This is a genomic window from Paenibacillus sp. IHB B 3084 (assembly GCF_001447315.1).
Lineage (GTDB): Bacteria > Bacillota > Bacilli > Paenibacillales > Paenibacillaceae > Paenibacillus.
Genome location: NZ_CP013203.1, coordinates 2,374,521 through 2,398,184 on the forward strand (window position 1 = coordinate 2,374,521; position 23,664 = coordinate 2,398,184).

At 47.4% G+C, this 23,664-nt stretch carries 19 protein-coding genes, 1 tRNA gene and 1 other RNA gene; 2 read left to right on the forward strand and 19 right to left on the reverse strand.

Translation table 11 applies throughout. The annotated features are described in order from the left end of the window. Positions 1–512: 512 nt before the first annotated feature. The 10 genes from ssrA to ASL14_RS11155 form a co-directional block, all read right to left on the reverse strand. Positions 513–877: a transfer-messenger RNA gene (gene ssrA / locus ASL14_RS11110) on the reverse strand. Positions 878–1,224: 347 nt separating this feature from the next. Further along, positions 1,225–1,704, reverse strand: a complete 480-nt coding sequence (gene smpB / locus ASL14_RS11115) for an SsrA-binding protein SmpB (RefSeq protein ID WP_134911630.1) — start codon at positions 1,702–1,704, stop codon at positions 1,225–1,227. A gap of 258 nt (positions 1,705–1,962) precedes the next feature. Further along, the gene (rnr, locus tag ASL14_RS11120) at positions 1,963–4,590 is read right to left on the reverse strand and encodes a ribonuclease R (protein ID WP_134911631.1); all 2,628 of its coding nucleotides are present in this window, start codon (positions 4,588–4,590) and stop codon (positions 1,963–1,965) included. Between the two features lie 188 nt (positions 4,591–4,778). After that, positions 4,779–5,012, reverse strand: coding sequence for a preprotein translocase subunit SecG (gene secG / locus ASL14_RS11125; RefSeq protein ID WP_013368823.1), 234 nt, complete (start codon positions 5,010–5,012; stop codon positions 4,779–4,781). Positions 5,013–5,351: 339 nt separating this feature from the next. Then, positions 5,352–6,638: a phosphopyruvate hydratase gene (gene eno / locus ASL14_RS11130; RefSeq protein WP_134911632.1), complete on the reverse strand. Its 1,287-nt coding sequence runs from the start codon at positions 6,636–6,638 to the stop codon at positions 5,352–5,354. 63 nt (positions 6,639–6,701) lie between these two features. Further along, positions 6,702–8,246: a 2,3-bisphosphoglycerate-independent phosphoglycerate mutase gene (gene gpmI, locus ASL14_RS11135; RefSeq protein ID WP_134911633.1), complete on the reverse strand. Its 1,545-nt coding sequence runs from the start codon at positions 8,244–8,246 to the stop codon at positions 6,702–6,704. 1 nt (position 8,247) lies between these two features. Beyond that, positions 8,248–9,000: a triose-phosphate isomerase gene (gene tpiA, locus ASL14_RS11140; protein ID WP_134911634.1), complete on the reverse strand. Its 753-nt coding sequence runs from the start codon at positions 8,998–9,000 to the stop codon at positions 8,248–8,250. 59 nt (positions 9,001–9,059) lie between these two features. Continuing rightward, positions 9,060–10,241, reverse strand: coding sequence for a phosphoglycerate kinase (locus ASL14_RS11145; protein ID WP_134911635.1), 1,182 nt, complete (start codon positions 10,239–10,241; stop codon positions 9,060–9,062). Positions 10,242–10,364: 123 nt separating this feature from the next. Then, on the reverse strand, positions 10,365–11,375 hold the full coding sequence (gene gap / locus ASL14_RS11150) for a type I glyceraldehyde-3-phosphate dehydrogenase (protein ID WP_134911636.1): 1,011 nt from the start codon (positions 11,373–11,375) through the stop codon (positions 10,365–10,367). A gap of 87 nt (positions 11,376–11,462) precedes the next feature. Further along, positions 11,463–12,500, reverse strand: a complete 1,038-nt coding sequence (locus tag ASL14_RS11155) for a sugar-binding transcriptional regulator (RefSeq protein WP_134911637.1) — start codon at positions 12,498–12,500, stop codon at positions 11,463–11,465. 235 nt (positions 12,501–12,735) lie between these two features. Between ASL14_RS11155 and ASL14_RS11160 the strand changes: the two genes are divergently transcribed. Beyond that, positions 12,736–12,810: transfer RNA gene (locus ASL14_RS11160), tRNA-Arg, on the forward strand. Positions 12,811–13,018: 208 nt separating this feature from the next. Continuing rightward, complete coding sequence (gene clpP / locus ASL14_RS11165; protein WP_025686039.1) at positions 13,019–13,615, forward strand: ATP-dependent Clp endopeptidase proteolytic subunit ClpP; 597 nt, start codon at positions 13,019–13,021, stop codon at positions 13,613–13,615. A 131-nt stretch (positions 13,616–13,746) separates the two neighbouring features. On the opposite strand, the gene ASL14_RS11170 is transcribed toward clpP, so the two are convergent. The 9 genes from ASL14_RS11170 to ASL14_RS11210 all read right to left on the reverse strand — a co-directional run bounded on the left by ASL14_RS11170 (position 13,747) and on the right by ASL14_RS11210 (position 23,438). Beyond that, positions 13,747–14,856: a PdaC/SigV domain-containing protein gene (locus tag ASL14_RS11170; RefSeq protein WP_134911638.1), complete on the reverse strand. Its 1,110-nt coding sequence runs from the start codon at positions 14,854–14,856 to the stop codon at positions 13,747–13,749. Positions 14,857–15,087: 231 nt separating this feature from the next. Beyond that, on the reverse strand, positions 15,088–15,846 hold the full coding sequence (locus ASL14_RS11175) for an SIMPL domain-containing protein (RefSeq protein ID WP_134914518.1): 759 nt from the start codon (positions 15,844–15,846) through the stop codon (positions 15,088–15,090). Between the two features lie 271 nt (positions 15,847–16,117). Continuing rightward, positions 16,118–16,387, reverse strand: coding sequence for an HPr family phosphocarrier protein (locus ASL14_RS11180; RefSeq protein ID WP_013368811.1), 270 nt, complete (start codon positions 16,385–16,387; stop codon positions 16,118–16,120). 135 nt (positions 16,388–16,522) lie between these two features. Then, entirely contained in the window at positions 16,523–17,467 is a 945-nt protein-coding gene (gene whiA / locus ASL14_RS11185; protein ID WP_134911639.1) for a DNA-binding protein WhiA, read from the reverse strand. Positions 17,468–17,472: 5 nt separating this feature from the next. Beyond that, positions 17,473–18,459: a gluconeogenesis factor YvcK family protein gene (locus ASL14_RS11190; RefSeq protein WP_134911640.1), complete on the reverse strand. Its 987-nt coding sequence runs from the start codon at positions 18,457–18,459 to the stop codon at positions 17,473–17,475. Between the two features lie 12 nt (positions 18,460–18,471). Further along, the gene (gene rapZ, locus ASL14_RS11195) at positions 18,472–19,371 is read right to left on the reverse strand and encodes an RNase adapter RapZ (RefSeq protein ID WP_134911641.1); all 900 of its coding nucleotides are present in this window, start codon (positions 19,369–19,371) and stop codon (positions 18,472–18,474) included. Positions 19,372–19,422: 51 nt separating this feature from the next. Then, complete coding sequence (locus ASL14_RS11200) at positions 19,423–20,373, reverse strand: ROK family glucokinase (RefSeq protein WP_134911642.1); 951 nt, start codon at positions 20,371–20,373, stop codon at positions 19,423–19,425. Between the two features lie 289 nt (positions 20,374–20,662). Then, positions 20,663–21,616, reverse strand: a complete 954-nt coding sequence (gene trxB, locus ASL14_RS11205; protein WP_134911643.1) for a thioredoxin-disulfide reductase — start codon at positions 21,614–21,616, stop codon at positions 20,663–20,665. 40 nt (positions 21,617–21,656) lie between these two features. Beyond that, complete coding sequence (locus ASL14_RS11210) at positions 21,657–23,438, reverse strand: tetratricopeptide repeat protein (protein WP_134911644.1); 1,782 nt, start codon at positions 23,436–23,438, stop codon at positions 21,657–21,659. Positions 23,439–23,664: the final 226 nt, after the last annotated feature.

Below are 23,664 nucleotides of genomic sequence, written 5' to 3' on the forward strand. Positions count from 1 at the left end.
CAGAAAGAACCATCACATGCGTTATTTTCAATGTATATTTCTGAAATTAATATGGAAAAGAGGATGAATAGGAACGGACTAACGATCAAACTAAATCCGTCTTAGCCAAGAAAGAAATCATCATGTAGAGCACACACCAGATGCTCCTTTTCTTTATAAGGGCAAATAATCACCCCTTTTGAACCTAAAAAAACGACGGTATCGACGAAAGCGTCATTCTACGCCAACGTCGATACCGTCGCTATTTTTCTATAGAAATGGAGTCAATACCATGTCAACCTGCTTGCCAAGCCTTCTTTCTATCTGCTCTATTCCCCTTCAAATTCAGCTTGTACAAATGAAAGGTCAATACCAAATGATTTGTATCCAGTGCATAAAATTTATAAGCCGAGTTTGTAGACATAATGTCTACAAGTACTAGTACAATTTGGCCCTTAATAATTTCGTGTCTACATTTGGTCTACATTCTAACTCCATAAAAAGCAAAAACCCGCTCAGTGAGCGGGCTTTTTAGATGGAGGCGAGGGGAGTCGAACCCCTGTCCGAAGATAACGACACATAAGCTTCTACGGGTGTAGTGACAGTTTTGATGTCACCCTAGAAACTCCCTGTCACCGGATTCCCTTCGGGTCAGCCTGATTGTCTTCTTCAGCTCACCGCAGGCGGAGATGAGACAGCGTATTCCACTATTTGTTAGCCCCTATCCCAGTCACATGGACGATGCTGGGTAGAAGCACGCACACAGTTTCTTAGGCTGCGAAAGCGTAGTTGTTTTGTTGTTTGCCGTTTAATAGGCTTTAGCGTTGATGAAGCGGACGCGTCCCCACTACCCGCTACCCATGCTCGAACTATCCCCGTCGAATCCATAAACGCCCCCTTATTATAAAAGGGCTCCACGGATAAATCCGGAAATACCGGAGCATAAGCATGCATGATACTATATCGGAAGCTGAATCCTGAGATTCAACAGTCGAACAAACTCAGAAGTACAAAAACATTAAAACTTACTACTTCATTAGTATACCATATTACACTTCATAACGAAACGGAATGAAGCCATTAAAGCTCTATAAAATAGCACCATTACAGGAATAAGTAGCTTATTCACGTAATTTGTACCATGCCTAATAATACAAGTAACAATGAATTAGCTCCTAAAAAACCAACTCAATTATCCCAATCAAACACGCGCTGGCTTCACTTCGTCTGCCCACTCAAGCTACGTTATCTCGCAATTTTCTGCTTCTCACGCAAAACGCGTTGGATATCACGCTGAGCATCGCGTTTAGCCGCAGCATCACGTTTGTCGTACTGCTTTTTACCTCTACCGAGTCCAAGTAACAGCTTGGCATAGCCGTTGCGAACATAAATCTTTAACGGCACAATCGTGTAGCCTTCCTGTTTGGACAGACCAATAAGCTTACGAATCTGCTCTTTGTGCAGCAGCAGCTTACGTGTACGCGTCGGATCGGTCGGATTGTTACGATTGCCTTGTTCAAAAGGACTAATATGCATGTTGTGGATGTGAATTTCAGCATTACGAATGGTAGCAAACGCATCACTGATATTAGAGCGACCATTGCGCAAAGACTTAATTTCCGTTCCCGTTAGCACCATGCCCGCCTCGTAGGTGTCCTCGATAAAATAGTCATGGGAAGCTTTTTTGTTCTGGGCGAGCACTTTCCCGTCTGCCTTCTTACCCATGAATACCACTCCTTGTTCCTAATGTAATCTATTTCGTAAAAAGAAAGCTCCAGCCCGTTCACTAAATAACTGAAAATGAGCGGCTTAGAAATATATTGTAACAAAATTCAGACGGTAAAAGCAAGAAAGGTCAAGTCTTTAAAACGAAGCGGCCTCCGTCCAAAACATCAGACAGAAACCGCCGCAAACCCAAGCCCCCGACCAGCTTAATACACTGACTCAAAAGGTCCATCCATCTTACAAGCAAGCTACCGTTACTCACTTTTTCTTTTTCCGTACAAACCCAGCGGTGCTATTACCGCCACCACCACTACCTTTGCTCTTCCGTTTACGACGTACAGCACCGTCCCCGCTTGGGCTGGCATCACTGCCTGGTGTAGCTGCTCCGCCGATAAAAATACCACTGGCTGACGTCTTCTTCTTACGTTTACCCGCACCTGATGCTGGCGAGTTGTAACCGCCCTTGCCGCTGCCAAAACCGAAACCGCTGGCTGAGCCCGCTCCTGCTCCGTTTCCGCCGCTACGGCCCGTACGACCTGCGGTACTAATACCCCCGCCGCCTACGCCTGAACCAGCCTCTTTAGGCTTCCCGGCAGCATCACGGCCGCCTTTACGCTCTCTGCCAGCCTTGTCCTTGCCGCCCTTACGGTCGCGCCCCTCATGGGGCTTTCCTTTACCTCGGCCCTCACCGCCACGCGTAAAGCCAGCGCCCGGCTTTGAACCACCCGTGCGCTCACGGCGTTGCTGCTGCTTCATATCGACCAGTTCAAAATCAATCGTGTAATCTTCCATATTCACGCGCGCGACGCGAACCTTAACCTCATCTCCGATGCGAAACACCTTGGAGGTACGTTCACCGATCAACGCCATATGCTGCTCGTCAAAATGATAATAGTCGTCCGTAAGCGCACTCAGACGCGTCAGGCCCTCCACCGTATTGTCCAGCTCAATGAACATACCAAAGCTGGTTACGCTGCTGATAATCCCCTCGAATTCTTCGCCGACCTTGTCCAGCATGTATTCAGCCTTTTTCATTTGCTCCGTATCACGCTCTGCATCCACAGCCACACGTTCCCGCTCGGAAGATTGCTGCGCAATATCTGGCATCCGTGCAGTCAAATACTCCTGGCGCTCGGCCGTTAAAGCCCCGCCATTCTCCAATACCTCACGAATGACACGATGAATCACCAAGTCAGGATAACGACGAATCGGCGATGTAAAATGAGAATAATACTCCGCAGCCAGTCCAAAATGTCCTGTCGACTCCGCATCGTACTTTGCCTGCTTCATCGAACGTAGCATCATGGTGCTAAGCACCGTCTGCTCCTTCGTGCCCTGGATATCTTCCAGCAACGTTTGCAGCGCACGCGGGTGAATAGAATTTCCCCGACCTTTGATCTGATGTCCAAAATTGGCAGCAAAAGCCATAAAGTTTTGCAGCTTTTCCGGGTCCGGGTCCTCATGGATCCGATACAGGAACGGCACTTTGAGCCAGTGAAAATGCTCGGCTACCGTCTCATTGGCTGCCAGCATGAACTCTTCAATGATCTGCTCGGCAATGGTGCGCTCTCTTTTAACAATATCCACGGCCTTGCCTTCATCATTCACAATCACTTTTGCTTCATCAAAATCAAAATCAACCGCGCCCCGGCGCATCCGGTTAGCTCGCAGCTTCAACGCCAGTTCCTTCATCGTGCGGAAGTCTTCCACCAGATCCTTGTACCGTTCCATCAGTTCAGCATCTTCCTCTTCGAGGATTTTGCGAACGTTGGTGTACGTCATTCGTTCCTTCGTTTTAATGACACTGGTGAAAACATCATGCTTCACGACCTTCATATGCTCATTGAATTCCATCTCGCAGGACAAAGTCAGCCGATCCACCTGCGGATTCAAGGAACAAATGCCGTTGGAAAGCCGATGCGGAAGCATAGGAATAACACGGTCGACCAAATACACGCTACAACCGCGGTTATATGCCTCCTGATCCAGCTTGGAGTTCTCACGCACATAATACCCTACGTCGGCAATATGAACGCCCAGACGGTAGTTACCGTTTGGCAGACGCTCTACATTAACCGCATCATCCAGATCCTTGGCATCCTCGCCATCAATCGTAACAATCGTTTTATCGCGCAGATCGCGCCGCCCCTGACGTACAATTTCCTCTTCGGTAATCGCATCGGGAGCCTTCTCTGCTTCCTCTGTCACCTCATCGGGAAAAGCTTCCGGTAGCTGATGCTTGCGAATGACTGACAAAATATCGACGCCCGGATCATCCTTGTGACCCAGCACCTCCAACACTTCGCCTTCCGCCGCAGCTCGTCCTTCCGGATAGCTCACAATACGCACAACGACCTTTTGACCGTTTACGGCTCCGTTGGAGCTGGCTTTTGGAATAAAAATATCCTTGTTAATCCGCTTATCATCCGGCAAAACAAAACCGTATGCTTCGTGGCTCTGGAACACGCCTACCACCTGAAGCACTGCGCGCTTCACGATCCGCACGACTTCGCCTTCCAAACGGCCACCCGAAGGTCCCTTCGACGTCACTCTTACCAGTACCGTGTCTCCATTCATTGCACTCTTCAAGTCGTTAGCATGAATGTACACATCCGGGTGCTCCCGGTCTTCCGGGATCAGAAAAGCAAATCCCTTGGCATGAGCCTGCAAACGTCCGCGCTGCAAATCCATCCGTTCCGGCACACCATAGCGATTCGTGCGGGTCAGCAGAATTTTACCGTCTTCCTCCAGCGCGTTCAAAAGCTTAAGGAATTCGCGAAAATCCGCCGCGTCCTTAATTTCAAAATGCTGCTCAAGCTCTTGGTAAGTCATAGGTTTGTATGCGGTCTCGCGCATAAAATCAAGTAATTGTTGCTCTGTTATCATAATATCGTCCACCTCGGGTGACCTTTAATTTTCAGTAATAATCCGCATGTTCCTTGTTCCTGATACAAGGCTCTTCATATACTCATACCCTAGTATACACGAATTTAATCGACGGCATCCCTGCCTGTCTAAAATCCAAAAAAAGCCCCCGTTTCCCGTGAAACGAAGGCTTAAGGTTATTATTTAGCTTATTTCGCAAAAAATGCAACCAAAACGGAAACGATCATAAAGCACGCACCCAAAACAGCAGTCACGCGCTGCAAAATCAAATCCATACCGCGAGCTTTTGTCTTGCCGAACAGATGCTCAGCACCGCCAGAGATGGCACCGGACAAACCTGCACTTTTCCCCTTTTGCAGTAAAACAACCGCAATAACAGCAATCGAGAATACAACGAGCAGCACTTTCAAAAAGATTTCCATGAAAAATCCCACCTCCTGAGCTAATACATCTGTTTTGCAAAACAACACAGCCCTTTTTATGAAAACATGATCATATCATGTTATGAATAGCCGGAAATTAACGCAAAACACTATTTTCATTCTACCACAGCTTCCAGTAGATAACAACCAGCTATACCGAGCCACTTCATTAAGCCTTGCAAAAGAGTATAACCGACATCACATAAGAAAAAACAAAAAAACAGACCTGCTCACGTTAGCGAACAGGTCTGTTTTGTAATTACGTAAATGGCTTTGAGCGCTCAGACTCCGTGTTCTTGAATCACAGCTGCCTGGCACCGTCAGCATCATTGCGCAATATTATTTTTTCAGGTTGTAGAAAGATTTCAGGCCGTGGTATTGAGCCAGTTCACCCAGTTGATCCTCAATGCGGAGCAATTGGTTGTACTTCGCGATACGGTCAGTACGGGAAGGCGCACCTGTTTTAATTTGGCCTGCATTTGTTGCAACAGCGATATCAGCAATTGTGCTGTCTTCGGATTCACCGGAACGGTGAGAGATTACAGCTGTGTATCCTGCACGTTTAGCCAACTCGATAGCATCAAATGTTTCAGTCAGCGTACCGATTTGGTTTACTTTGATCAGGATGGAGTTACCGATGTTTTCTTCGATACCTTTACCCAGACGCTCTGTATTTGTTACGAACAGGTCGTCACCAACCAATTGGATTTTGTTGCCCAGTTTTTCAGTGAGCAATTTCCAACCTTCCCAGTCATCTTCGGAGCAACCATCTTCGATGGTGATGATTGGGTATTTGTCAACCCAAGAAGCAAGCAGGTCGACGAACTCAGCAGAAGTGAAGGATTTACCTTCGCCTTCCAATGTGTATTTTCCATCTTTGTAGAACTCAGTGGAAGCAACGTCCATACCGAGGAATACGTCAACGCCTGGTTTGTAACCGGCTTTTTCGATCGCTTCGATAATAGTGGACAGAGCTTCTTCATTGGATTTGAAGTTAGGAGCAAAACCGCCTTCATCACCAACAGCTGTGTTCAAACCTTTGGAATTCAGTACGGATTTCAGGTTGTGGAAGATTTCCGCGCCAACACGCAGAGCTTCTTTGAAAGTAGGAGCGCCTACAGGCAGAACCATGAACTCTTGTACGTCAACGTTGTTGTCGGCATGAGCGCCACCGTTAACGATGTTCATCATTGGCACTGGCAATTGTTTAGCATTGAATCCGCCCAGGTAAGTGTACAGTGGCAGACCCAGAGCTTCAGCAGCAGCGCGAGCTACAGCCATGGATACCGCCAGAATCGCGTTTGCACCCAGTTTACCTTTGTTATGTGTACCATCCAATTTGATCATCAATGTGTCGATTTCCACTTGGTTTACAGCATCCAAGCCGATAACTTCAGGAGCGATGATTTCGTTCACGTTTTTAACAGCTTGCAGAACGCCTTTACCCAGGTAGCGGGATTTGTCGTTATCGCGAAGCTCTACAGCTTCGTGAGCACCAGTAGAGGCACCGGAAGGAACGATGGCACTACCGATAGCACCGGATTCCAGATATACTTCAACTTCAACAGTAGGGTTACCACGGGAGTCCAGGACTTCGCGAGCGTACACGTCAGAAATAATAGTCATTTGTACTTAATCTCCTTTGTCGATCATGATTTATTGGTCGAGCCTATACTTATTAAATCAAGCTTACTTGCGGGATGCAATCATAGATTTTCCTGTCATTTCCGCAGGCTGCGGAAGCTGCATCAAATCCAGAAGCGTCGGAGCTACGTCAGCCAGTATTCCATGCTCACGCAAAACGATATTTTCGTCAGTCAAAATGAACGGAACCGGATTGGTAGTGTGAGCTGTGAACGGACGTCCCTGCTCGTCAATTTCCATATCCGCGTTACCATGGTCGGCAATGATGATAACAACGCCGCCTTTGGCTTTAACCGCATCTACAACACGTCCAACACATTCATCCGTCGTCTCTACCGCCTTGATCGTTGGCTCCAGCATGCCGGAGTGTCCAACCATATCCGGATTGGCAAAGTTCAGGATAATCGCATCATGCTTGTCGGCTTCGATCTCCTTAACAGCAGCATCCGCAACCTCGTACGCGCTCATTTCAGGCTGCAAGTCATATGTAGCCACTTTAGGCGAGTTAATCAAAATACGAGTTTCGCCAGGCAGTTCTACATCACGACCGCCACTGAAAAAGAAGGTAACGTGCGGATATTTTTCGGTCTCGGCAATACGCAATTGCTTTTTATTGTTTTGCACCAATACTTCACCAAATGTGTTATCCAGGTTTTTCGGTTCGTAGGCTACAAAGCCTTCAACCGTTTCACTGAACAATGTCAGGCAAACAAAGTGCAAATCTTTTGGCAATTTCGGTCCACGATCAAAGCCACGGAAATCCTTATTCGTAAATACCTGAGACAATTGAATCGCACGGTCAGGACGGAAATTCAGGAAGATTACTGAGTCATTGCTTTCGACCAGCCCTACAGGGCTTCCGTCAGCCTTCACAATAACCGTCGGCTCCACAAATTCGTCGAACACCGATTTTTCATACGATTCTTTCAACGCTTCCATTGGATCTGTATATTGAGGACCTTCGCCGTACACGATTGCACGGTAAGATTTCTCTACACGCTCCCAACGTTTGTCGCGGTCCATGGCATAATAGCGTCCTTGTACAGTCGCGATTTTACCAATACCCACTTCCTGAATTTTGGCGATCAGCTGCTGCATGAAGTCCACGCCGCTGTCAGACATAACATCGCGTCCATCCATAAATGCATGAATGTATACTTCTGTTAAACCTTCTTTTTTCGCCAAATCGAGCATAGCAAACAGATGGCTAATATGGCTATGCACGCCACCATCGGACAAAAGTCCGTACAGATGAAGCTTCGTGTTGTTCTTCTTGGCATGCTGTACTGCTTTAAGCAAAGTTTCATTCTGGAAGAACTCGCCTTCGCGAATGGACTTCGAAATGCGGGTCAAACTCTGATATACAATCCGGCCAGCGCCGATGTTCAGGTGACCTACTTCGGAGTTACCCATTTGCCCTTCCGGCAGACCCACCGCTTCACCAGACGCTGTAAGCGTTGAATGAGGGTATTGTCTTAAGTATTGGTCGTAGTTCGGCTTGTTCGCCTGTGCAACCGCATTGCCTTCCACAGTTTCGCGCAGTCCGAATCCATCCATAATAATTAAGGCTACCGGTTTTGGTACTGTCATCTTACTTCGCCCCCTCAACAAGCGCGATGTAAGACGCTGGTTGAAGACTAGCGCCACCTACAAGTGCGCCGTCGATGTCGCTTTGGCCCAGATATTCAGCCACATTTTCAGGTTTCACGCTGCCACCGTACTGAATCCGTACAGCATTTGCTGTATTTTCATCGTACAGTTCGTTCAGAAGACTGCGGATGTAGGAAATTACTTCATTCGCATCCTGCGAAGTGGAGGATTTACCTGTTCCGATTGCCCAGATTGGCTCATAAGCAACAACCACTTGTGCAGCCTGATCTTTAGCCAAACCAGCAAAAGCTGCTACAGTTTGCACTTTTACAACCTCTTTGGTTTGACCCGCTTCACGGTCTTCCAGCTTTTCGCCTACACATACGATCGGAGTCAGGCCGTGGCGGAATGCCGCATGAACCTTTTTGTTCACCGTTTCGTCTGTTTCGTTAAAATATTCACGACGCTCGGAGTGTCCGATCACAACGTAGTCTACGCCCAGATCTTTCAGCATCCCGCCGCTGATTTCACCTGTAAATGCGCCGTCTTCTGCAAAGTGCAGGTTTTGTGCGCCGATTTTGATAGATGTACCTTTTACTGCTTCAACCAGAGCAGGAAGATTCGTAAATGGTGCGCAAATCACGCTTTCCACTCCTGCAACCTCTGCTTTGCCTTTGATCTCTTCGATGAAAGTTTTAGCTTCTGGTACGGTTTTAAACATCTTCCAGTTACCCGCGATAATCGGTGTTCTCAATGGTTTCAACTCCTAACTATTAGGTGCCCTAAAGCATTTATTATACGCAGTACGTTTGATTACTTATCGTTGAGTGCAACAACACCCGGAAGTGCTTTGCCTTCCATAAATTCAAGGGATGCGCCGCCGCCAGTAGAGATATGATCCATTTTGTCAGCCAGATGGAACTTCTCAGCCGCTGCCGCAGAATCACCGCCACCAATGATGGTGTATGCTTCTGTTGTTGCGCAAGCTTCCGCTACTTCACGCGTACCGCCAGCGAAAGGCTCCATTTCAAATACACCCATTGGTCCATTCCAAACAACCAATTTGGAGTTTTTGATAACATCTGCATAGATTTTACGTGTTTTCGGTCCGATATCCACGCCTTCCCAATCTGCAGGAATACCGTCGATGTCCACAATGTTCGTGTTCGCTGTAGCGCTGAAATCGTCAGAAATAACGATATCTACCGGAAGGTAGAAGTTTTTGCCGAGTTTCTTCGCTTTTTCGATAAATCCAAGAGCTACGTCCAGTTTAGATTCATCCAGTAGGGATTGACCCACTTCATGACCTTGAGCTTTAAAAAATGTATAAGCCAAACCGCCGCCAATGATTACGTTATCTGCAATGTTCAGCAGATTGTCAATCACGTCGATTTTGTCTTTTACTTTGGAACCGCCGATAATGGCTGTAAAAGGACGATCTGGGTTTGAAAGAGCTTTACCGATTACAGATAATTCTTTCTCCATCAACAAGCCGGAAACAGCCGGAAGAAGATGCGCGATACCTTCTGTGGAAGCATGAGCACGGTGCGCTGCACCAAATGCGTCATTCACGAAAATGTCAGCCAGCTCAGCAAATTGCTTCGCCAATTCAGGATCATTTTTCTCTTCTCCTGAATAGAAACGTACATTTTCAAGTAACAGCACGTCGCCGTTTTGCAGTTCAGCCACTTTCGCTTTAACAGCCTCACCAACTGCTTCGTCCACTTTAACAACAGGCTTTTTGAGCAGTTCAGACAAACGCACGCCAGCAGGAGTCAGACGCATGGATTCAACAACCTGACCTTTTGGACGTCCAAAGTGACTCGCCAAAATAACTTTTGCACCTTTTTCAATCAGGTAGTTAATCGTTGGCAAGGTTTCACGAATACGCTTGTCATCCGTAATTTTACCGTCCTCAACCGGAACGTTAAAATCTACACGAACAAACACCCGTTTTCCATTCAGTTCTATATCACGTACGCTCTTTTTGTTCATCTCCATATTCCTCCGCACCCTTTTAATTTTACGAAACAGGAATTTAAGGCACATTTTGATATATAAAGAGCGGAAACAATAACTGCTGTTTCCGCTCTATGATGTTGCGCGATAAGACTGTTCTTACTTAGCCAATTTAGCGAAGTATTCCAACGTACGGATCAATTGTGCTGTGTAGGACATTTCGTTGTCGTACCAAGCTACAGTTTTCACCAGTTGTTTGTCGCCAACAGTCAGGACTTTAGTTTGAGTTGCGTCAAACAAAGAACCGAAAGTGATACCTTTGATGTCGGAAGAAACGATTTGATCTTCAGTGTAGCCGTAAGTTTCAGCATCGGAAGCTTCTTTCATCGCAGCGTTGATTTCTTCAACAGTTACGTTTTTCTCCAGAACAGTTACCAGTTCAGTCAGGGAACCAGTTGCTACTGGTACACGTTGAGCCGCGCCATCCAGTTTACCCTTCAGTTCAGGAATTACCAGACCGATGGCTTTAGCAGCACCAGTTGTGTTAGGAATGATGTTTTCAGCTGCTGCGCGAGCACGACGGAAGTCACCTTTAGCATGTGGAGCATCCAAAGTGTTTTGGTCGCCAGTGTAAGCATGAATTGTAGTCATCAGGCCTTCAACGATACCAAATTTGTCTTGCAGTGTTTTAGCCATAGGAGCCAGGCAGTTCGTTGTGCAAGAAGCACCGGAGATTACAGTTTCAGTACCGTCCAGAATTTCATGGTTTACGTTGTAAACGACAGTTTTCATGTCGCCAGTAGCTGGAGCGGAGATAACAACTTTTTTAGCGCCGCCTTTCAAATGTTTCTCAGCAGCTTCTTTAGTTGTGAAGAAACCTGTGCATTCCAGAACGATATCTACGCCCAGGTCTCCCCAAGGCAGTTCTTCAGGGTTGCGGTTAGCCAAAACTTTAACTTCTTTACCGTTTACTTTGAAGAAGCCATCGTGTACTTCTACTTCTCCTTGGAAAGTACCTTGTGTTGTATCATATTTCAACAGATGTGCCAGCATTTTGGAATCTGTCAAGTCATTAATTGCTACTACTTCAATACCTTCCACGTTTTGAATCCGGCGGAAAGCAAGGCGTCCAATACGTCCGAAACCGTTAATACCAACTTTAACTGTCATGAGTGAGTTCCTCCCAAAGTTCGTTTAGTTTATATATTCAAGACAGACCCGAAAGCCCGTCAAGACAACACAATTCATAAATCCGTATTAACCATTCAAATAATGGCTTACAATTTCAGCAGCAGCGCCTTCGTCGGTGACAAGAATATCTTCCTGCCCGAAACGCAGCACTGCATGAATAGCGGCCGCCTTGCTCTTACCTCCAGCTACGCCTAGAACCGTCTCGGTACGCCTGATATCCTCCAAACGGAGTCCAAGCGTCAGCATTTTGTGAACAACGACGCCGTCTTCGTTAAAATAATAGCCAAACGATTCGGCAACCGCGCCCTCACTGCTGATCTGGGCAAAGGTTTCGGGGTCAAGCTTGCGTCTGCGTGCCATCGCTATAGCGTTGCCTATCCCGTGAATGATGATCCGACTCTCTCGAATCAGGCTCAAAATATCCTGAATATTCGTATCTTCAAGCAGGGAGTTGTAAGCATGATTGCTGAGCAAATCCGGTACATGGAGCAGACGGTATTGTGAGCCGACCTTACGAGCCATTGTGGAAGCAATTGTGTTCGCCTGCATTTCCATGCTTTCTCCCAAACCCCCACGTGCCGGTACGAACCATCCGCCCTTAAGTGGGCCATTAGCAGGTAGTGTCAGTTGGTCCGCCACGTCGGCAATCGTCGTGCCACCTGTTACGGCGACCACATCCTCGTCGTCCATAACGCCCAGCAGCGCTTTTGCCCCAGCACGGCCCAGCTCCTGCTTCGTTAAAGGAGAAGCATCCGAATCCCCCGGAACGACAACCACCTTCCTCAAACCATAGGCTTGGCGAATCTGATCCTCCAATTGGGACAGGCCGAACAAGTTGTTCGCAATCGGCTCCAGCTGTTCCAGCAGATCCAGTCCTGCTTTGCTCACCTTCATGCCCACACTCTCAATCTCAATCAGCCCTTGGGCTTTAAGAAGATCGGTTTCGGCGCGCAACACGCGCTCGGTCATGTTTAGTGAAGCCGCCAGCGTTCTGCGTCCAATAACATCGGACAGCATAATCTGATGCAGGATTGTGTACCTTTTTTTCAAAACATCCATGAGGTCGGGCAGAAGCTGCTTCTGTATTTCTAATATCTTTCGCATGCTTTCCACTCCCGCACACTTCTAAGTTCTGTCTCTAATGCTATATCACTAACTGGTCTTAAAACGTCCCGGGTTAACTTTTTAAGTCCCACGTATATCTTAACCAATATTTGCTCTACATGCAAGTCTATCTGAACCTATATTTCTCAACTTTTTATGTGAATATGCGCACGTAATAAAAGCTTGCAATTCAATGCCGTATATCATATAATCATCTTTGTTTCCAATTAGCTGTGCGCCCGTGGTCCAACGGATATGACGTAGGCCTCCGGAGCCTGAGATCGAGGTTCGATTCCTCGCGGGCGCGCCATTTTTATGAATGTTTAAATGCTTCTATATACTATTTTAACCAACTAGAGCGCAGAGGGCTCTTTTTTTTGACCATTAGTTTGACTTTCTTTGACTTTTTGTTTGAAATTGTTTATCATGTGGTTAATACGGTAACAGTTTATAAATAGGGACGTGTAATCGGCATGTCCACCAAATCCATTAACGATATTAAAGGGAGGTTTTTTGACGTGAGCTATGTTCCTATGGTAGTAGAACAAAGTAACCGCGGCGAACGCGCCTATGACATTTATTCCAGACTGTTGAAGGATCGCATTATTTTGTTGGGCTCGGACGTCAATGACGTTGTAGCCAACTCTATTATTGCGCAAATGCTGTTTTTGGCTGCCGAAGATCCTGAAAAAGACATTCACTTGTATGTTAACAGCCCTGGCGGTTCGATCACAGCCGGTATGGCCATTTTCGATACGATGCAATATATTAAACCTGACGTGTCTACGATTTGTGTAGGTATGGCGGCTTCCATGGGTGCGTTCTTGCTGAACGCAGGTGCCAAGGGCAAACGTTTTGCTTTGCCAAACAGCGAGATTATGATTCACCAACCGCTGGGTGGCGCGCAAGGTCAAGCAACGGATATTGAAATCCGCGCCCGCCGCATTCTGAAAATGCGCGACAAATTGAACCGCATTCTCGCAGATCGCACAGGCCAACCACTGGAGCGCATTGAAAAAGACACCGACCGTGACTATTTCATGTCCGCAGATGATGCCAAGGAATACGGTATTATTGATAAAGTGCTAACTAGCTCCTCTCCAGAAGGTGTATAAGAGAACGAATTATTGTCTCTGAATAGCTGGTAAACCAAAAAAGCTGCCTACCGGATAATTGTTTCCGGTAGGCAGCTTTTTTTGGGTTTACTGTTCTTTTGGGTATAAATAATCCAAATGATTCATCTGTACTACTCATTCTGTCCAGCAAAAGGCTTGCTGCCTTGAGGCAACAATTGACCAAACGAATAAGTGAACTCAGGAATACCATACGCATAAGGCCCATACTCATACAAGTCAAACACAATCGTCACACCGCTATTCGTTACATAAAAATTTGGATTAGCCGCAATATCCTTGAAGCCACCAAAGCCGCCTTCATTCACCATTGGACCATTAATTTTTTTCTTCAGGTCGCTATTAAGAAACTGTTTGTAATTAGGATTGGCCTTCAGCACGTCAGACAATTGCAGCAATTTCCCATCAGCGAGTGAGAACGTATATCCTTTACGGGCCGTCATACCATGAGCACCAGCCGTATCGGAGTAATCCTCCATAATGATGCTCAAAATCCCTTGTTGGTTATGGGCAATAGCAAAATCATTACTGAAAGTATACGGTCTTTCTACTGTAGGTTCACCCTCTGCTACTTGCTTTTTGCCTGCTGCCAGTACTCCCTCCGCTTGCTTTTTGAGCACACTATTAATGGCCTGCTGAGCTTCAGGGTTTAGCTGGCCACCGCTGATTTGCGGGTACTTAACCTTGTAGGAAACCTTTGCATCACTCGAAGCCGGAAGAGATTGGGACGTAATCGTGATCGGATTTAGCTTGCTTTTACTCAATGTTACTGTTTTCTGAGCTGCATTCCACTGAGCATCGATACCCAGATAGTCTTTCAGCAGACTCATAGGAATGTACAGCTTCCCGGCGATCTGTTTGGCGATCATACTACGCGTGCTGATTCCGTTAACATTGACATAGGTATACGAGGAAGAGGACATGACGAAAAGCTTGTTGTACCCACTACCTACGGTATAAGTCGCTGTTTTGGCATCATAACTCACCGGAATCCCTAGGCTGTCCCGCAATGCTGCTACGGGAATCAATGTGCTTCCGTTCACCCGAATCCCTTTGGTGGCCAACGCTTTACCATTCCATTGGATAGAAACACCTGGTTGCTGTGCTGTAGTCTGTTGTTTGGATGAAGCTGCCTCGATATAGGAAACAGGAACAACTGCGACTCCTACTAAAATTCCCGCTGCCAGCAGTGCGGAGCCCCATTTTTTTGTATGCTTGTTCATATGAAGTATTCCTCCTGTTGTAGATGTGTACTGTGTATTGATTACTTTACTTATTATATCTATACCCCAATGTTCGTTGTTTACAATCTGTACACTCTCCGATTTCAATCTGTACATCTAGGGGGCCCAGCTATTACAGACTCATTACAAAATAGTTTCGACATATAAAAAAGCCAGCAAGTCATCCTGCAAATAAAGCAGGACGCTCGTGGCTTCGTTATAATCTGTACGTTAGTTCAATTCGTATTGTGCCGATACTTGGACCTTCACAGTCACTTGACCGGATTGTATTTCTGTTCCGCCGCTTGTATCCAAGAGCGCTTTACTCATAGCAGCCTCACGTTGTGTGAAGATTTGGGCATCTCCCCCATCTACCGTTACGTTCAGGAGAGTTCCAAGCCCTCGTTTGGTTGCCTTCGCTACAGCATTCGCTTTGGATTGAGCATTTCCCAACGCCTTTGCAATCGCTTCTTCTTCATAAGCTGAAGAGTTCTCTACTGAAAAACGTACGTTATCCACGTTGTTCGCTCCGGACTGTGTGGCCCCATCCAGCAATTGACCGATTTTATCCAAATCACGGTATTTAACGGAAAGTGTATGGTTGGCAATATAGCCTTTAAGCTTCTGTCCAGTTTTTTCGTCGTAGGTATAGTTAGGCTGCACGTAGAACTGGCTCGTCTGAATGTCGTCCGCACTGATGCTCCACTTTTCTTTCAGCAGTTGTGTGACCTTACTTATTTTAGCGGCGTTGGCTTTTTGGGCAGCGGCTGCTGTATTTCCTTCAGATTGTACGCCGATGGATAGATAGGCAATATCGGGTTTAACCAATACTTCCCCGCTGCCACTCACATTAATCACACTGCTTACCGTCGTAGATGCTGACGCGGCATAGGCGCGATCTGCTCCTGTCCATAATCCTACCGCTACTACTCCTGCCAATAATGCTCCTGCCAGAACTGCTGTATTTGCAGCTTTTGTCCAATGTTTCATCATATTCGCCCTCTTTTCTTGATGATGTGTGTACCTTCCAGACGGAAACAAAGGGAAAAGGTTGCAGTTAGGCACCATATTTCCGAACAGAGTACCACCACAGGATGTAAATTACTTGTAGCTTGGGCCAAACACAGCGGCGGTATTCAAAGAGACCCCCATTGGAGCAGCCCAGCGGGGGATTGACCACTCTGTTTTTCCGGATACAAAAAAAGCCCCCAAAGGGGCTTTTCACTAAGAGCATTTACCATATCACAAAGCAGATGTTTGTTTATTGATTTTCCAGCTCTACCTTACTAACCAGACTTACTAAAGCGTTTACAGCCTGCTCGGCGTCCGCACCTTCAGCACTAATGTTAATTTCAGTACCTGTACTGATGGCAAGGCTCATAATACCCATAATACTCTTGGCATTAACCTTTTTGTCTTCTTTTTCCACAAAAATCTCAGATGAATATTTATTCGCTTCCTGTACGAACAACGCAGCAGGTCTGGCGTGCAGTCCTGTTTTCAAGCGTACGACTACCGGATGTTTTGACATGTCAGCTTACCCCCTCATCAAATAAATCTGGACACTACTTACTCCATTTTATTTATCACATTATAACATTAACCCGGGACAGACACTAGAAAAAAAACTAAAAAAACCGGGGCAGAAGCCCCACAGACATTCCTTTTATGGAATCAGGCCATTTTCTCCCCTGATTTTGTCAGCCATCTCGTCAATTTTGCGAAGACGATGATTTACACCCGATTTACTCACGACCCCTTTGAGCATTTCCCCGACTTCTTTCAAATTCAAATCAGGATGAGCGAGACGTATTTCCGCCACCTCCCGCAGCTTATCTGGCAGCGTATCCAGCCCGACTTCCCTCTCCAGCAACTTGATATTCTCAATTTGCCGGACAGCAGCTCCAATCGTCTTGTTCAGATTAGCCGTTTCGCAATTAACAATCCGGTTCACGGAATTTCGCATATCGCGCATGATGCGGACATCCTCGAATTTGAACAAAGCCTGATGCGCGCCAATGATGCTGAGTAGCTCAATGATCTTTTCGCCTTCCTTGATGTAGAGAATAAAGCCTTTTTTTCGCTCAATGCAGCGGGCATTCAGATGAAACTCATTCGCCAGATCGACCAGCGCCTGGCAATGCTCCTCATACATCGAGGAAATCTCCAGATGGTAAGACGATCCCTCCGGATTGTTCACAGAGCCACCTGCCATAAAAGCGCCACGCAAATAAGCCCGCTTACAACAGTTTTTCCGAATGATATCCCGATTAATCCCGTCCGTGAACATGAACCCCTCTGATACGATGTAAAGATCCTTCAACAGCTCTTGTACACCGCTTGGAATGCGGACAATGTACACGTTATTTTTTTTCAGGCGCATTTTTTTCCGTACAAGCAGCTCAATATGAACTTGAAAATGCTTTTTGATCAAGGAGTAAATCCGCCTTGCAATCGCGGCATTTTCTGTGGACACGTCCAATATCACCCTTTTGTTGGACAGTTGTACGGACCCGAGCATACGTATGAGCGCAGATAGTTCCGCTTTTTCACAGCAGGGCTGGCTTTCAATCATCGTAAGCTCTTTTTTTGTTTGTGCCGCAAAGGACAAGGGACTCACCTCCTTCTTAATATCCAGTTTTGTACCAATTGGTAAATGTGCTGGCTCAGTTTGTCGGCATCATGCCGTAAATAGGTGCGGAACAGAACAAGCGTATCTGCCACCACTTTATACCCCCGCTCAGTCAGCTCTCCCATGTCTACTTGAACTGGCTTGGCACCCTGCTCGGCATACATTTCTTGTACCTGAGGCGGAATTTCTCCATTATTGACGATCACATAATCAAACAGATGATGCCCTACATGCTCATAAATAGCCTGCAGGTGGTCCCCCACTGTATATCCATCCGTTTCGCCCGGCTGAGTCATAACGTTGCAGACGAATATCTTGATAGCGTCTGATTTCACCACAGCCTCTGCAAGCTTCGGTACGAGCAGATTCGGCAAAATGCTGGTGTACAGACTGCCAGGACCGATCAGGATCGCATCGGCCTCATTAATGGCCTCTACAGCCTCAGGCAACGGCTCCACGTGAGTCGGTTCAAGAAAAACACGTTTGATTCTGCCGCCCGCTTCCGGGATTTTGGATTCACCGGTAACCACCGTGCCATCCTCCATTTCGGCACTCAGCACAACGCCTTCTTCAGCCGCCGGCAGCACACGCCCCCGTACAGCAAATACACGGCTAAGCTCACGCACCGCCGTCACAAAATCTCCTGATATATCGGTCATCGCCGCCAAAATCAGGTTGCCCAGACTATGGCCTGCCAATCCTGATCCTGCGCCGAAACGGTATTTCAGCATATCGGACATCACCGGCTCTACATCAGCCAGTGCAGTCAGCACATTACGAATATCCCCCGGAGGGGGCATTTGCAGCTCACTGCGCAATATCCCGGAGCTTCCACCATCGTCAGCGACTGTAACTATAGCCGTAATATCCAGCGGCTTTTGTTTCAACCCCCGCAGCATGACGGACAAGCCGGTCCCGCCGCCCATAACAACAATACGAGGGCGCTCCCGTTGTGATCCGGTCTCTTTCATGTTTTCACCTCTTTAATGCCGGTCGCGATCAGCATCCCGATGTGAAACAGAAACCGATTCTGTTTCACTGGCACCCAGCATTTTTCCTAAATATTCAGATATCGCGACAGAACGATGCTTACCGCCGGTACAGCCGATACCGATAATGACCTGGCTCTTGCCTTCCTTGCGGTATTGCGGAATCAAAAAATGTAACATATCCAACAGTTTGGTCAGAAATACCTGAGTCTCAGGCCATTTCATAACATAATCATACACATCGCTGTCCTGTCCGGTGTGTGGCCGCAATTGGTCCACATAGTGAGGATTGGGCAGGAAACGCACGTCGAATATAAGATCGGCATCAATGGGAATACCATATTTGAAGCCGAACGAGGTAATGTTTACGGAAAGCATGCTGCTCTCCAGATGAGAAAATCGGGAAATAATTCGCGCCTTTAAGGTTGCAGGCTTCATCACACTTGTATCAATGACTTGTGTTGCCGAGCTTTTCAGCTCTTCCAGCATTTTGCGCTCCAGTCGTATTCCGTCCAAAGGCATACCATCCGGAGCAAGCGGGTGGCGACGACGGCTTTCCTTGTATCGTTGTACGAGAACACCGTCATTGGCATTCAGGAACAAAATTTCACAATGAATCGTAAAATGATCCTTAATATAGTTCAATGATTCCGACAAAGCCGTAAAAAATTCTCGCCCACGCAAGTCAATTACCAGCGCCACTTTGCCTATCTTACCGTTGGACTGCTCAATTAATTCAGCAAACTTGGGAATAAGCACAGGCGGTAAATTATCAACGCAGAAGAAGCCCAAATCTTCCAGGCTTTGCACTGCAATGGTCTTCCCTGCGCCTGACATTCCCGTAATAATAATGAGTGTTGCCCACGGCGCAGCGTTTTTTAAGTTGTCTGTCATATGGACTTCCCTCTCCTTTTGCTTCTTCGCTCTATGTCAGTAACCTATGGATCAGGAGCGCAGCAGCAAACCGGCTGCTCCTACGATACCTGCGTCATTGCCAAGCAATGCCGGAACAATAGATACCCCTTGCTGGAGCGGCTCAGGAGCCAGTTTGGCAAATACCAGACGCATCTCTTCGAACAAGAAATCACCCGCTTTGGAGACACCCCCGCCTACAATAAACAGCTCCGGGTTTAACACGGTGGAAACCGCTGCCATAGATTTCCCCAAATAAAAGGCAGCCCGCTTCACAATACGCAGCGCGACCTCATCCCCGGCCTTGGCGGCATCAAATACTTCCTTGGCGGCGATTTGAGCTTCCAGCGCCAGAGAAGTCCGGTCTCCACGTTCCACAGCGTCATTTGCCATACGGATAATGCCCGTTGCAGAAGATACGGTTTCCAGACAACCCATTTTGCCGCATCCGCACTGAATGGCCTCCAGATCCGGTACGACGCTCATATGGCCAATTTCTCCAGCCATGCCTGAGAAACCTTGATATATTTTACCATTAATAATAATACCACCGCCTACACCCGTACCCAGGGTATAACATACGCAGTTTTCTATGCCTTTGCCAGCCCCGGCCCAAGCCTCGCCAAGTGCAGCGACGTTAGCATCATTGTCTATTTTTACAGGCTTGCCAATCCGTTCCTCCAACAGCGCACGGATCGGTACGTCACGAAATCCAATATTGGGAGCGAGGACTATAATACCTTCGCGAACATTCGTAAAACCAGCAACGCCCGCTCCGACACCCTTCAGTTGATCCCATTCATAGGGAGATTGCTCAACAATGTGCCGCACATATTTTTCGATATTGCTGATCACAACGTCTACGCCCTTAGCTGTTTCCGTTGGTCCTTCATATGTGTGCAAAAGCTGTCCGTCTCCATTACAAATGCCCACCTTGATTGCTGTACCGCCCAAATCGACACCCACATAGATACTTTCAGACATGTTCCAAGCCACCTTTATGTTTACTTAAAAACTGTGTATGAAATATATGATTAAAATCTTGACTTCATAATAATTACCTACGTTCCAACTATAATTGAAGCCCCGGTTACGGTCAAGGACACTTCCCTGTTGGAAAGCGCAGAATTAGCGGAACTTCAGGTCTCATCATCCATAAAAAGGAGAAAGCCTGTGCAGATGCAGCAGGCTTTCTCTTCCTGAATCCAAGGCACGTCTTAACAGGGCCTATCAATCGCCCTCACCTTAGCCATATTGTATCCTGTAGCTTTCTTTATTGATCCAATGTTTCGCTCCAGTCATGAACAGCGCTACCTTCGAGATATTTCTCGCAGTCCATAGCCGCCATACAGCCCGTTCCAGCAGCCGTAATGGCTTGACGGTAACGGTTATCCTGCACATCCCCGCAGGCAAATACCCCGGGAATGTTCGTTTCTGTCGTTCCTGGCTTCACTTGAATATAACCATGATCGTCTGTACTGATTTGACCGTTCAGGAAGCCCGTATTAGGCGTATGTCCGATGGCCACGAACACACCATCTGCCTCGATCAGCTCATCCTGGTTCGTCTCATTATTGTGTACCTTCAAGCCCTTTAATCCCGTTTCTCCCGTTACGACCTCCAAAGGAGTCCGATTTAACGCCCAATGTACTTTTTCATTTTCCCGTGCGCGATCCTGCATAATTTTAGACGCCCGCAGCTCATCACGACGGTGAACCAAGGTTACACTGGAAGCAAACCGGGTCAGGAAGCTGGCTTCCTCCATGGCTGAATCGCCTCCGCCTACTACAACGATCTTTTTCTCACGGAAAAAGAAGCCGTCGCAGGTCGCACAAGTGCTGACTCCGCGTCCAACGTTGTCTTGCTCACCCGGAATACCGAGATATCTGGCGGACGCGCCTGTAGCAATAATCACTGACTCCGCCTCAATGATGCCTTTTCCCTCTACCTTCACTTTAAAAGGGCGCTTGCTGAAATCCACTTCCTCTACCCAGCCGGAAGTAAATTCAGCGCCAAAGCGTTCGGCCTGCTTGCGCATGTTATCCATCAACTCAGGTCCGAGGATGCCTTGCTCAAAACCCGGGAAATTTTCAATATCGGTCGTTGTGGTAAGCTGCCCGCCGGGCTGCATTCCCTCAATGATCAGTGGATTCATGTTCGCGCGCGCCAAATAAATAGCGGCTGTGTAGCCTGCAGGACCTGTACCAATAATTATGGATTTATACATACGTTTGTTGCCTCCTTCTAAGTGGTGTTTGTATCAGGTCTCAGACCTGCTTTTTAAACGTGGAGAGCGGCTGTTTCATCTTCTGCTTGATACCGCACACGCTGTCAATCTGGCGTGCATAGCGGCTTACGGTCGATACTGAAATACCATAACGGTCAGCTACTTCCTGATAGGTCACCGAATGATGATTCATTTTGGCTGTCAAGTATTCCAGCGCCGCTGCCCATCCCTCAGTATGCTGAACAATTGGGACTTCCGGGGCAAGCCGATCCAGATATTCCAGCCAAAGTGACCTCAAATCGCGCTGCATGACCGGATCAGACGGCTTGCTCATCACAGCAAGTACCTTATCCAGCACTGCCTGCCATTCCGGATGGACAGTTGAATGGGCAGACACCTCATCTTCGGATACGTGGTGAACCTTCTCTGACTCTGGTCGCAAAAGTCGTTCCGTTTCCTGATTTGTCTCTTGTATGTCCTTAACTGACGGCTCCGTCAGCTCTTGCAGCACCTGCAAGGCGCGCCGTTTCAACTCGCCTTCCTGATCCGGGTCTTCTACGAAGGACTCCAATGCCTGTCGCACCTCATCGTCACCGATCAGGCTTAGCGCCTGAATGACTTGAAGCTGGGTCGCTCGATCGCCGTGGCGCAACGCCCAGAAGAAGGAAGACCGGATTAGTGGATCTCGCTTCATACTGTCAGGCACCTGGTCAGCTCCGAACTTCTCCCACATGCGGAATTGCTCCTCAAAGGGGAGATGGTAATGGTAGCTGAGTACTTGCAGCGGTGTACCCTCCTGCTGGAGCTCCTCCAGCCGGGACAGGAAAAACCGTGGAACTTCCGAGGAAGCATCCTGCTTTTGCAAATGACCCCACAACCGCCGGGCTTCCGCATATCTTCCCGTATTGCTGGCAGCCACCGCCGTATAATGGTACAGGGAGGCATCATCATTATTCTCTCCGTCACCTTGAAGCAACCTGCGAAAATGTCTGTAGGCCTCCTCATGACGTCCGAGAATCCCCATCGTAGTAGCCAGCTTGAATACCTGCTCCTCCTGAAATGGTATGGTGACCGTCAGCGTTTGAATCAGACGATCCAATTCCGGACCACCTCCCTCATGCTGATAAAAGATCGCCAGGTTGCACAGCGCATGCAAATTACCTGGTTCATCCTCCAGGATCCGAAGAATGGTTGTCTTCGCATTTTGAAACAGTCCCATGTAGTAATACGCCAGCGCCAGATTGTTCCGCGCAGCGAACATGTCCGGCTGTTCCTCTGAAATTTGCTTGAGCAATTGGGCCGCCTGAGCAAACTTCCCTTCCTCCAGCAGGACACGGGCCTGATCATGCTCGACCACTCCCTGCCGGGCCTTAATGCGGTTCAGCTTGGTTGGACGGTCCAGCTCATAATAGAGCAGCTCCATCATTTCCTCGGCTTCATCGAGAAACTGTCCTTCTTCGTCCTCCTCCAAATACGTGACCAAGGCTTTCTCCGCTTCTTCAAACTGCTCCATATTGGCGTAATTATTCGCCATGTAGAAGTAACACTCTGTCATCGACGGGTCTACGTCGCTCAGAACAGAGGACAGGATCTCATTCGAACCTGCATAATCCCCCATCTCTGATAATATACCCGCCATATTGCAATGATTCACCGGATTATCCGGTTCATATTCAACGGCTTTGCGAAAATATTTCAATGCCTTGTCATAATGATTGCGATCAAGCGAGCGCACAGCTTTCTCAAAAAAGAAAGATGCGTCGAAACGCAAAACAATAATCTTAGGGCTAGGTCCCGAAGCTCGCAGATGTTTCCCTTTCATAAATAACAAAGGCACCTCCTTTAACTGTAACTGGCATGTTCATACCCTTCAGTATACCACAACTTCAAAACGACTTGACAGTAGGGTATACCTCATTCCAAAAAACGGAATCAGGCTCTGGCCCAGCCGCTGGAAAATGAGTGAATAAGCCAAATAGCCGCACGCGCCTTCATGTGTAAAAAGGCAACGTTCGGCTGATTATCGGGCTATATATTAGGCAGAAATA

Bases quoted from the DNA above. Each gene is read 5' to 3' on its own strand.
- trxB (WP_134911643.1), bottom strand. From the start codon at position 21,616: ATGTATAAATCCATAATTATTGGTACAGGTCCTGCAGGCTACACAGCC.
- ASL14_RS11175 (WP_134914518.1), bottom strand. From the start codon at position 15,846: ATGAAACATTGGACAAAAGCTGCAAATACAGCAGTTCTGGCAGGAGCA.
- secG (WP_013368823.1), bottom strand. From the start codon at position 5,012: ATGGAAATCTTTTTGAAAGTGCTGCTCGTTGTATTCTCGATTGCTGTT.
- ASL14_RS11155 (WP_134911637.1), bottom strand. From the start codon at position 12,500: ATGCGAAAGATATTAGAAATACAGAAGCAGCTTCTGCCCGACCTCATG.
- ASL14_RS11200 (WP_134911642.1), bottom strand. From the start codon at position 20,373: ATGTCTGAAAGTATCTATGTGGGTGTCGATTTGGGCGGTACAGCAATC.
- eno (WP_134911632.1), bottom strand. From the start codon at position 6,638: ATGACTATTATTTCTGACGTGTACGCTCGCGAAGTCCTGGACTCCCGT.
- ASL14_RS11210 (WP_134911644.1), bottom strand. From the start codon at position 23,438: ATGAAAGGGAAACATCTGCGAGCTTCGGGACCTAGCCCTAAGATTATT.
- rapZ (WP_134911641.1), bottom strand. From the start codon at position 19,371: ATGACAGACAACTTAAAAAACGCTGCGCCGTGGGCAACACTCATTATT.
- gpmI (WP_134911633.1), bottom strand. From the start codon at position 8,246: ATGACAGTACCAAAACCGGTAGCCTTAATTATTATGGATGGATTCGGA.
- ASL14_RS11145 (WP_134911635.1), bottom strand. From the start codon at position 10,241: ATGAACAAAAAGAGCGTACGTGATATAGAACTGAATGGAAAACGGGTG.
- ASL14_RS11190 (WP_134911640.1), bottom strand. From the start codon at position 18,459: ATGAAAGAGACCGGATCACAACGGGAGCGCCCTCGTATTGTTGTTATG.
- rnr (WP_134911631.1), bottom strand. From the start codon at position 4,590: ATGATAACAGAGCAACAATTACTTGATTTTATGCGCGAGACCGCATAC.
- ASL14_RS11180 (WP_013368811.1), bottom strand. From the start codon at position 16,387: ATGTCAAAACATCCGGTAGTCGTACGCTTGAAAACAGGACTGCACGCC.
- gap (WP_134911636.1), bottom strand. From the start codon at position 11,375: ATGACAGTTAAAGTTGGTATTAACGGTTTCGGACGTATTGGACGCCTT.
- smpB (WP_134911630.1), bottom strand. From the start codon at position 1,704: ATGGGTAAGAAGGCAGACGGGAAAGTGCTCGCCCAGAACAAAAAAGCT.
- ASL14_RS11170 (WP_134911638.1), bottom strand. From the start codon at position 14,856: ATGAACAAGCATACAAAAAAATGGGGCTCCGCACTGCTGGCAGCGGGA.